The 8,528-nt window shown below is 55.5% G+C and carries 10 protein-coding genes; 6 read left to right on the top strand and 4 right to left on the bottom strand.

Annotated features, from left to right (window positions below; translation table 11 throughout):
• Positions 1 to 138: 138 nt before the first annotated feature.
• Positions 139 to 687 (bottom strand): hypothetical protein, encoded by a 549-nt coding sequence (locus AARI_RS00320; RefSeq protein WP_013347357.1) that lies wholly within the window; start codon positions 685 to 687, stop codon positions 139 to 141.
• 115 nt (positions 688 to 802) lie between these two features.
• Here AARI_RS00320 and AARI_RS00315 point away from each other — a divergent pair, with 115 nt between their 5' ends.
• Positions 803 to 1,501 carry a recombinase family protein gene (locus AARI_RS00315; protein ID WP_013347356.1) on the top strand — a complete coding sequence of 233 codons (699 nt, stop codon included), beginning with the start codon at positions 803 to 805 and terminating at the stop codon, positions 1,499 to 1,501.
• A 1,314-nt stretch (positions 1,502 to 2,815) separates the two neighbouring features.
• Here AARI_RS00315 and AARI_RS00310 read toward each other — a convergent pair.
• Positions 2,816 to 3,181 (bottom strand): hypothetical protein, encoded by a 366-nt coding sequence (locus AARI_RS00310; protein ID WP_157867053.1) that lies wholly within the window; start codon positions 3,179 to 3,181, stop codon positions 2,816 to 2,818.
• A 27-nt stretch (positions 3,182 to 3,208) separates the two neighbouring features.
• Entirely contained in the window at positions 3,209 to 3,769 is a 561-nt protein-coding gene (locus AARI_RS18315) for a hypothetical protein (RefSeq protein ID WP_049862516.1), read from the bottom strand.
• 537 nt (positions 3,770 to 4,306) lie between these two features.
• On the opposite strand from AARI_RS18315, the gene AARI_RS19510 reads away from it, so the two are divergent.
• The 5 genes from AARI_RS19510 to AARI_RS00275 all read left to right on the top strand — a co-directional run bounded on the left by AARI_RS19510 (position 4,307) and on the right by AARI_RS00275 (position 7,853).
• Positions 4,307 to 4,789 carry a plasmid mobilization protein gene (locus tag AARI_RS19510; protein WP_013347351.1) on the top strand — a complete coding sequence of 161 codons (483 nt, stop codon included), beginning with the start codon at positions 4,307 to 4,309 and terminating at the stop codon, positions 4,787 to 4,789.
• Entirely contained in the window at positions 4,786 to 5,532 is a 747-nt protein-coding gene (locus AARI_RS00290) for a relaxase/mobilization nuclease domain-containing protein (protein ID WP_013347350.1), read from the top strand. The genes AARI_RS19510 and AARI_RS00290 overlap by 4 nt, the downstream gene beginning before the upstream one ends.
• A gap of 50 nt (positions 5,533 to 5,582) precedes the next feature.
• Positions 5,583 to 5,897, top strand: a complete 315-nt coding sequence (locus AARI_RS00285; protein WP_013347349.1) for a helix-turn-helix transcriptional regulator — start codon at positions 5,583 to 5,585, stop codon at positions 5,895 to 5,897.
• A complete protein-coding gene (locus tag AARI_RS19505; protein WP_049862515.1) occupies positions 5,894 to 6,472 on the top strand; it encodes a hypothetical protein in 579 nt (192 codons plus the stop codon). The genes AARI_RS00285 and AARI_RS19505 overlap by 4 nt, the downstream gene beginning before the upstream one ends.
• Positions 6,473 to 6,869: 397 nt before the next feature.
• Positions 6,870 to 7,853 (top strand): hypothetical protein, encoded by a 984-nt coding sequence (locus AARI_RS00275; RefSeq protein WP_013347346.1) that lies wholly within the window; start codon positions 6,870 to 6,872, stop codon positions 7,851 to 7,853.
• A gap of 143 nt (positions 7,854 to 7,996) precedes the next feature.
• Here the strand turns inward: AARI_RS00275 and AARI_RS19975 are convergent, their stop codons facing one another.
• Positions 7,997 to 8,443: an SHOCT domain-containing protein gene (locus tag AARI_RS19975; RefSeq protein ID WP_013347345.1), complete on the bottom strand. Its 447-nt coding sequence runs from the start codon at positions 8,441 to 8,443 to the stop codon at positions 7,997 to 7,999.
• Positions 8,444 to 8,528 lie beyond the last annotated feature (85 nt).

Below are 8,528 nucleotides of genomic sequence, written 5' to 3'. Positions count from 1 at the left end.
GGCCTTCGTACCGCCGTATTTGTTGCATGGCCTGCAAATCCTCCTAGCCGACAGATCCTAGATCCCCCTCGCTGCGGACGATGAAGGATAACCAGACACAGCTCATACCGAATTCCAGGATCTACAGTGTGCCACTAATTAACCAGCGGTTTCGAGCATTCCGTAATCCTTGCAAACAGCAGTATCCGGATGAACCCCACATGCGACTTCAATGTCTGTTACTGATGGAATGTACCCTTCAACCATGCCCATGACGCCCGGGTATTTCGCTAGCGCGCTCAACCATTCGTTCGTGCTCTGGCACGCTTCCAGTGTTCGCCGGATCAGCGGCTCTGCTGCGTCGGAGTTCACTTCGTTTGCGGCTTGCTTTGATGCATCCAGACATTCGTTCGAGACCTCAACGCGCTTGCCATCGGGGACACCAATCCAATCGCTATTTGGAGCAGTTTTAGATCGTTCAGCATCGGTTCGTGTAGATGACACGGTGTAGCAGCCGATGTTGCGCATTTCTCCTTGCGCTTCATCGGAGTTAGGGATTGCTTTCAAGAGCGGGAACAGCTCGGGGCATTCTTTTCCTGCGTTGATCGCGCTGCGCAGCTCCGATAGCGGGTCCGTAGTTTTGGCAGAGCACGAGGCAAGGCTAAGCGCAGCAGCAAGCGCCGTGATTACGGCGTAGGTTCTCTTCATGACCACACGTTATACCAAACGTCCGTTTGGGCTTACGCAGTGAAGTTCGGCAAAGTTCGCACTCGAAACCATTGAAAGCTGTAGATAAAGGGCCCCCTTTTTGTACGGTTAGCTCATGAAGGATGCACAGAGTGGACCACTCAAGATCGCGGGATACGTTCGAGTTTCTACGGACAAGCAAGACATCAGTCCAGAAATGCAGCGGGCTGCACTTGAACGGGAGGCTCTTCTAAAGGGGTATGAGCTGACCCTGGTTGAAGAGCTTGCGGTCTCAGCGGCGACCATGACGAAAAGGCCTTTGATGCAGCAGCTACTCGCAGCATTGAAAGATGGGTCATTTGACGGGCTGATGGTGGCGAAGCTCGACCGGCTTTCGCGCAGCATGGAGGACGGTACACGGATTCTGGCTGATTCTCAGCGCCAGGGATGGAGGATCATCTGCCTAGATCTGGGAGTTGATACCGCGACAGTGATGGGTGCTGGGTTGTTCAATATGGCATTGAACTTCGCCGAGATCGAGCGAAAGCTGATTGGGAAGCGAACATCTGAAGCCATGCAACAGAAGGCAGCGGATGGTCAGCACATGGGCCGGGTCTCGGTGTTGCCACATGCTGTCATGCTGCGCATTCATGATTTACATCGGGGAGGGCTTTCGCTGCGGCAAATCGTTGAGCGCCTGGAAGCCGAGCAAGTGCCAACAGCCAAGGGCGTGCGCTGGCATGCCTCTACAGTGCGATCTGTTCTTAGCTCGGTGACGCTGCAGCGACTGCTCAATGACTCTTCAATTGCTCCACGCGAAGCTATCGAAGCCTAGTTCCGACCGAATCCAAAGAGCTTTTTGAAGATCCCTCGTGAAGGTGGTTTTGGAGCTGGAATGTGAGGATTTTCAGGGGGTGTCACTGGGGTATCAAGGGGGGTGTCAGAGGGGGTATCTGGTACCCCTTCAGCTGGTTTCTTGGTAGGGGTATCACTGGTACCCCTTTCCAACATCCTGAGAGCTGTTGCCTGGACCTGGATGATGCGCTCTCTTTCGGCTGATATTGCTTCTGCGACTTGGGCGCGAGTCTCTGCTTCCACCAGTTTCAACCTGAGCGTTTCCAGCTCGTTTGAGGGGATCTCAACAGGGGGCATCACTGGGGATATCAGAGGGTGTTCCACGGGGGGTGTCATTGGTTTTTGTGGAGGGGTGTCACTGGCAGGGGTGGTACCGGATAAGTAGCCGAGGGATACCAAGGCGGGGATAGGGATTTGCCACCCTTTATCGGTGATTTTTGTGCCTGCTGCCACCAGTTGATCTTTGCGCCGGCGCAAAGTGGAGACCGATACTCCGCAAGCCTTTGCTGCTTGAGTTAGACCCATCGTGGGTGGTTTATGTGCAGGACGTTGAGCCATATCTCCAAATTACCGTGAGCCCCTGGATCAGGGTCTGCAGTGGTCAGCGCCACGCCGTTAAAAGGGAAATCCCCGATCGGCGCCAACCAATCGGGGATCATTAAGTTTGTCAAAATAACTATAGAGTCAGTCTACCAAAGTCGCGCCAACGACTTCCAGACGTACGCGGAGTAAGCGCCACCCGCGTGTCGAGAATACCGACTAAAACAAACACGCTAAGGCCCTCACACGGCCACCTTCCTGGGTTAGAGCCAGTTCTCCCTTTCGATCCGTAAACCAGCCAGATGCTGCTCATGTTGAGTGATCCATGAGCGCGAAGAAGTGCCGAATCTGGAATCACGGTTATGAAGCCCCTCGATGACAAGAGGGCAACACATCAAGAGCTTACGGAACACGCCGCCACTGCATGGAAGTAATGCCCCATGCCAAGCGTGCAGGAGCACTATCCTGCCAACCGATGAACCGACCGACGCGACCGACGCGGTAACCCATCACCTTTGCTTGTCTTGACTGTCCAACCCTTAGTTGGACTATCAAGGCAAGACTCTGCCCTCAGCCCTCCCTCTGCTCCCTCTGCGGTTGCACCCCTCCGGCTTACTGTCAACGTCAGAAACGGGGCTGGGCAGTAATAAAAAAGAGTCTGAACGAAGTGAAGGCCTTTAATGCCCCTAGGTTAAAACAAGGGTCGGGGTTGAGAATTTCTTATAGGCTTCTCAACCCCGACCCTTTATTCGAACTAGCTTAAAGCTTTCGCTTCTCCTGCTTTGCTATGAACCACAGCTAGAGCAATCCACAACAACACAGGCACTAGGGCAATTCCAGCAGTAACTGCCAAAGGCAACGCTGCGCTTGCGGTCAAGACGAACGCGGTACCCATCACGGAGATCACGCTAGCGACGATCCCGAGAATAAATCCTGCTTTGTTGGATTCTCGGCTTACCTCGGCCACAGCCAGGACACCTGACACAACAGCAGCGAGGGCCGCGATCAGGGAAACCACTGTTAACCCATTCGCCCCGGTAAAAATTGATCCGACGGTAAAACACGCCGATACAGTGATTTTCAGTCCTGCGGACATCCCGAACATTCCTTCATTTTGCATTGAGATCACCTTCCGGAAAAGAGCGGATTATTTTGCCCAAGGGGTCGCGCACCAGGCCCCCGCTGCGGCGAGCGACGCGGCCAGACCGACTACACCGCCCTTAACTGCCTGCTTGCCCAAGAACTTCACCATAGTTTGAGCAGCCTTATTCCAATCCTTGCGGTTGATGTAGCCCAGAATCGTTCCTTCAGAAGCTCCGAAGAGGGCTCCGAATCCAGTGAAGTTCAAAACGCACTGGCCATAGCTTGCAGCTGACGCAACGGGAATATTGCCGATGTGAGTCTGCGGCACCTGGGCACGGAACTGGGCAATGATCTGCTTGCCTTTCACTTCACCAAAATGCTTGATGATGCTCTTTTCATCAACACGGAACGAACCGTCTTCATTTTGAGTGATTCCATGCGTGAAAAGCGCTTCGAGATCCTTGGCCAACTTGTCGACTTCAGCATCAGTGACCGATTCATTTGCCACTGTCGCCGCCCCTGGATTGAGCTGGGCAGGCGTCGACGCTGATGCGGGAAGTACTGTGAAGGTCAGTCCACAGGCCAGGACCGCAGCGATAGAAGCGTTCACAAACTTATTCTTCATTTTTGCTCTCCAAATGAGCGTGAACTGCCCCAGCTGGTCTCTGGGGCATCTTTCCTTAAAACATATCTAATCCAATTAGTTTAAGCTACCCCTGATGAAACACCCTATTATAAATTTACCTCCTACTAAAGTAGTATGGCGACTTCCATAAAAATGTGTTATCCAGGCACCTTCACTCCCACCCGTTCACCTTGCCCTCGCCATGGACCCAAGGCTCAAGCACCTCGACGGAACCCAGGGCACGCTTCGCAGGTGCCCTGGAATCAACCTCCGCTGCGCTGCGGTCGATGGGCCGGCCCCGCGCCCTCCGCGTGTGCACTTGGGGGTCGTCGGTCCCGTGTCCGGCCCCCTGTTTGCGCGCGGCGTTATCCTCCACGGTCGGACGCGCGCAAACAGATGCAAGGTATGATTATCCGTAACGGAAAACTGTCGTACCGCTCGTGCCTCGCTGACAGTTTTCGTTCCGGCTAATCGCCCCTTGCTCCTGCGGAGGGCTTGTTCTCGACCGCTTCGCGGTCTTCGTAAAGGACGGTTCACATGGCTCTGTTTTCTCGGAAGAAAACACCCCCGGCTTCACCGCCTAACCCGTTCGTGCGCACGCCGGAGCAGGAAGCTGCTTGGCGGGAACGGGAAGCCGTGGAGGCTGCTGCGGCCGAGGCTGCGCGGGTGGTTTATGAGCCGCGTAAGGGTGGCCGGCCTACGGTGGAGCACCCGCGCACGAAGCGTGTTTCCCTGTCTTTGTCGGATGAGGAACATGAAACCCTGGCCACTGCGGCTGGGGGCCGGCGGGTGTCAGTGTGGGCGCGGGAACGACTGCTCGAGTCACTGGCCACCGAACCCACCCCGGGCGCTGGGGCGGAAGTGGCGCGGTTGCGCGCGGATCTGGGCCGGGTTGGGTCGAACTTGAACCAGTTGATGCGAGCGGTGAACTCTGGGCAGACCGTGCCCAGTACTGAGCTGCTGGACGCTGTGCAGGCAACGCGGGAGGAATTGGCGCGGGTGCGCGGTGAGCTGCCGTGATCGCGAAAATCACGCGGGGTAAGAACCCTGGGGATATTGGAGCGTATTTGCACGGTCCAGGCAAAGCGAATGAACACACCTATACAGCGGCAGGGCAGCGGGTCTCTGGCGGTGTGGTGGTCGGGTCAAATATTGGTGCCGAGGGGCAGACTGATCCGCGGTGGTGGGCTGGTGAGCTGCGTAAGGCGTTGAACACGCGCCCGGAGATCAAGAACCCGGTCTGGCATGCTTCCTTACGCAATACCAAGGCTGATAGGACGCTGACTAATGAAGAATGGGCTGATGTTGGGCAGTCGTTCGCTGAAGGCATGGGCTATGCGGAGCATCCGTGGGTGATGGTGCGTCATGGGGATGACCACGTGCATATCGTGGTCTCACGCGTGAGTGATGTGGGGGATGTCTGGCACGGCCGGAACGACCGCCGGGCCGCGCAGAGCGCCTGCACGCGCCTGGAACAAGAGAACGGCCTGGAGAAGGCTCCACGAAGGCGTATCCAGCCGAAACTGGCCGTCACGGCGGAGCGCGAAGAAGCCAGAGGCAAAGCCCACGCCCTGGGTTCACACAGGGCGGTGAAAGAGGCCGAACGGCGCGAACTGGAAGCACATAGGGCGCGGATTCGGGAGATGCGCGAGGCGAACTTCCCGAACCCACCCACGACCCGCAGCCCGTCAAAGGGCATTGTGCCTGTGGTGCGTCCGTACACACCGCTACAGCCTAGCCGCGATGAAGGTCGAGAACGGTAGCGCATCGGGGAGGGTGGAAAACTCAAGTCTACATAGGTATAGTAAGACCTATGAAGATCACCCATTCGTTAGTTATGGTCGCCATGGCGATCCTTGAAATGGACCGGGAGAACGACGGTCAAGTATGGGGCTATGCGCTTTCAAAGCGTTCGGGGGTCCGTTCGGGCGTCCTGTATCCACAGTTGGATCGGTTGATGAACGAAGGATGGCTTGATGACCATTGGGAGGAAAGGGTGGAGGGTCAAAAGAGGCCACCCCGCCGTTACTACACCCTTACGGAGCAAGGACGCTCGAATCTTGGCACCCTCGCGCGCAAAGCCGCGGCAGAGCAGCGATTCAAGGGAATTGGGGTGGCTTTCGCGTGATTAGTGATCTTCTCATCGCACAGGGAGCGATTGGCACCTTTATGGTGGCAATCGCTGTTTTCGGGTTTGCTCCCGGAATGGTTCTGGCGTTAATTGTTCGCCTGATCCCTGATTTAGACCGCCGCAGGGAACTTCAAGCAGAGCTCTACGAGGTACCACGTTGGGATCGTCTTTTCTGGGTAGCTCAGCAATTCGAGGTCGCACTTCGAACTGGACTCCCAGTGCATATCGAGTGGTTCTGGGGAAGATATGTCTGGCATCGATGCACCCTAGAATCTGGACTAAAATCCCATCGCGAGTCGCCACACACCTTCGAAATCCCGGATAGAGAATCCAAATCAGCCATTCGCCCAGGAGACAGGGTGAAACTCATGTGGTCGGTAGCACGCTCCCCCGGGGAGCGAATGTGGGTGACTGTTACTCATCGAAAAGGGGACCAACTGATTGGAATCCTCGATAACTACGCCGTCTTTGCCTTCTTGAAGCCCGATGAAAAGATGAAGTTTCACATCGACGACATCATCGACTGCATCTTCGAGGAAGATGATGTTGAAGAGGCCGAGCTTGCCGCCTAGGTCGTGGATGCGGAACAGCTTCCGCTGATCGATCTTAAAAAGCGAGGGCCCCAGTTCCACCTGGGGCCCTCGCTCATTAGAAGCTCCGCTACAACAAGGTCGCTTCCCGATCCAAACGATCGGAGCGCTTCTCTCACAGGAGCGAGAATGCCGTGATTCTTCTGCTCTTCTTCTAACTCACGAAGCCGAACGTCTCCTTTAGCAAACGCAGTTCGTTTGCCGATCAGACACCTTGGTCGGCCTCGTGTTCAACCAGCCTAGCACGAATCCTCCGTTTGCCCTAGTAATCCGCGGGATTTAGAGGATCAGTGAAAATTATCCACCTAGTTACTTAGATTTAGTTGTTTCTACGCCGCAACGTTTGTTGATTACTTGGTCAGTCGATTACATTGGAAGTATGAAGGACAATGATATTGCCGTAGATAACTCAATAGCAGCCAACTCGGCAGCAAGTGCTGAAATGGGCCCATTGGCCTCCCTCCTCGCCCCCGAATACCCCGAATACCAAGGATCCGTCGCTCTGGCGAAGGAGATTTTCGAGGCTGCGCCGGCACGGACCAACATCCCCATCCGCCGTGCCTTCGTACGAAACGGCGACGGGGGATCTCCAGCCCCCCTAGCCGAGATTGTTAGCCGTGGTGGCCGTGGTGGGGCAGTGGCAGCCAAGTTGTACGTCGCATTGATCTGGCGTTGTTCTGCGAAGCCGTTCAACACGAGCATCGCACCCAGGAAGTGGGCGGCATTACTTGGCTTGTCTGATCCTGATCGCAAAGGGGCTCGTCGGATCACCAACGCTCTGAATCTTCTGGAGGATTTGAAGCTCGTCAAGCTCACCCGCTCCAGAGGCGATTCCTCCTTGATCACCCTGCTCGATGAGTCAGGCGACGGTTCGAAGTATCTTCCCCCGTCGGAGGCTTCCATGATTGGAGGCAAGGAAAGAGACCGCTACTTCAAGATGCCGGTGACTCTCTGGACCGATCACAGGGCCTACGCTCAACGGATGTCCTCCGGAGCTCTCGTCATGCTCTTTCTTCTCCTGGATTCCGGGTCAGGTGTCCCCACCACCCTTGCGGAGGGAACAGAGCAATGGTGGAGCGTGGAAATTTTCCAGAAGTGGTACGCCGTCAGCGGACCCATGCGCACACGCGGCACAAAGGAACTCATAGAGATGGGCCTCCTTTATGTGCGTAAAGAAGCCGTCCCCAGCTACAAAGGCCAAGGCAGCTTCGCCAAGGAGCGAGTTCGCAATGTATATCGCCTGCAGAACGCGGCGCTTATCCGGAGCAATAAGTCGCTCGACCGTCCAGACCTCCCCGATGCCACCACTTTTGCAGAGAAGATCGCCCAACTCCCAAACAGCATGAGATCACGTCCCAGCTAATGCCTTCGGCTACTTCAAGGCAGCCACATCTGGCGTTGAAGAATGAGGGTTCCTTTTGTACTCAAAGGGAATCCTTGATGTATGCCTCGGGGAATGAACTAGCCATCAGCCCCGAGGCATAGCCCGACCAGCGGGAAAGGAATCTATCCCTTTCTGCCCAAGATGGAAGCCTTAGAACGCTCGAACTCTGCCTCAGTGATTGCACCACTGTTCATCAGGGCGGCAAGCTTCTCTAATTCTTCTGCCAACGACGGTTCACCAGCTGCAGGTACGGCTGCCAATGTTGGCTGACGATTGGTCATGACCGACACGATGATCGCAGCAATAATGAGCAAGAGCCCAGCACACGCAATAACCCAGGCGGGGACTGTGGCCGCGTCCAACTGCTCAATGCACCGACGTGTTGAATAAGTCGTTCCAGCAAAAGCATCAACAACTCTAGCGGTGCCCAAATCAGGTGCAAAAACTGACCCACAGTTATTAATGGGGCGCAGGAGGAGGAAAAGACCAAGCGCCGTAGTCACCGCACCGATCCACCCGAGCCATGTGGGAGCGGAACTTTTTTGTACTGCATTTTCTTCAGTATTCATGAACGATCTTTCGCAAGTGATGTGTCTGGGGAATCTCCAGATTTCATCAACCATAGCGGGGCTGTCTACCTGCGAAACATTTTTT

The organism is Glutamicibacter arilaitensis Re117, assembly GCF_000197735.1.
In the GTDB taxonomy this organism is placed as follows: Bacteria; Actinomycetota; Actinomycetes; order Actinomycetales; family Micrococcaceae; genus Glutamicibacter; species Glutamicibacter arilaitensis.
This window is presented reverse-complemented; position numbering and strand designations above follow the sequence as displayed.